This is a genomic window from Aeromonas sp. 600886 (genome assembly GCF_049174935.1).
GTDB classification, from domain to species: Bacteria; Pseudomonadota; Gammaproteobacteria; order Enterobacterales; family Aeromonadaceae; genus Aeromonas; species Aeromonas veronii_A.
Map to the genome: position 1 here is coordinate 1 of NZ_JAAKUB010000050.1, position 1487 is coordinate 1487.

General features: G+C 63.8%; 1 protein-coding gene. It reads right to left on the reverse strand.

What is annotated here, in order from left to right; genetic code table 11:
• On the reverse strand, positions 1 to 1487 hold a 1487-nt coding region (locus G5179_RS20775), incomplete at both ends, for a glycoside hydrolase family 2 TIM barrel-domain containing protein (protein WP_421259027.1).

The window sequence follows — 1487 nt, forward strand, 5'->3', positions numbered from 1 at the left end:
AGCAGTTGATACTCGGGACGCACGCTTTGGCTCCAGGAGTCATCCCCGCCCACCCCCATGTGGGCGCCATCGAGACAGACCCACATCCCCTCTTCAGCCACCAGATCGCTCTGGTGACGGGCGGCGGCCAGCTGCTGCTGACTGAAGCGGCTGGCACTGAAATGGAAGCTGCCGCTCACCATAGTGCTGCCCAGCTGCAACTGGCGGGTATCACAGCGCAAGCCGTTGTCACTCGGGAAAATGTAAGGGGTATGCATCGCCTCCAGCGGCAGGCTCCAGCGACCAAGATCGGCGCCCAGCAGACGATCCGGATAGTTCTCGTGCGGCCCACGCCCAAGCCATTCGACTCGCGCCGGTACCTCGGCCAGATGAAGCAGCAGACCGATCCGCGGCAGCGACGGCAGCACCTGTGCCAGCTCGGTCTCTATCTCCAGGCTCATGGCGCCATCGTCGGTAAAGCGGTGATGCCAGTGACTCACCAGCAGCAGCTCATCGTGGTGGAAGTAGCCATGACTGACCCGGATATCCCCTCCGGCGACCGCAATCCCCAGACAGCGGTGCTGCCACTGACCGAGACCACAGCCCTGCCAGCGGGCAATCCAGGAGTTGGGGTCGGCGTGATCCGCTTCGCTGGTGCCAATGTCGTTGTCGAGCGGCGCCCGGTAGAAGTGATCCATAATCGGCGCCAGCAACTGCTCCTGCCCCGATTTTTGCCAACTGGTGATGCAGCCGCTCAGCTTGTCGAGCCACCACTGGCTGTTTGCGGCGGTGATCCGCCAGCCATCCGGCTGCTCGCTCAGGGTAGCGGCAGCGACCGGCGCTGGCAGGGCAAGGGGGGTCGGCAGGGTGAACTGCTGACGGGCGACCTTGTGATCCGCCTGCGACCATAGGGTAGCCTGCGGCTGAACGATGGCCAGATCGAGCCAAGCCAGTGAGCCTGCCGCAAAGGGGGGCAACGCCTCGCTCAGAGTCAACTCGATCACCCCCTGTGGCGCCAGCTCAAGGGAAACCTCCCCCTGCTGCTGCACATGGCCGTTCTCGCACAGCTGCCAGCAAAGCCGCTCGTTGTCGGTTTCCCGAAACAGGTATTCGCTCTCGATCCTCACCCGCAGCGGGGTGTGCTCAAGCAGAGTGAAGCGGAACGGCTGTTGGGCGCGCTTCGCCTCGCACAGGGCGGGATGGGGGGTGCGATCAGGGAACAGCAGACCGTTGCAGCAGAACTGGCGATCGTTTTGCACATCACCGAAGTCGCCGCCATAGCCCCAGTAGTGGCGACCATCGGCGGTGTATTTGTCGAGCCCCTGATCGACCCAATCCCAGACAAACCCGCCTTGCAGACGTGGATGATCGCGAAACGCCTGCCAGTAGTGGGCGTAACCCCCCAGACTGTTGCCCATGGCGTGGGCATATTCGCAGAGGATCAACGGCCGGGTCTCTTCCGGCAGGCCGATCCACTTGGCCAGCGCCCACTTGGGCACCGCCGGGAA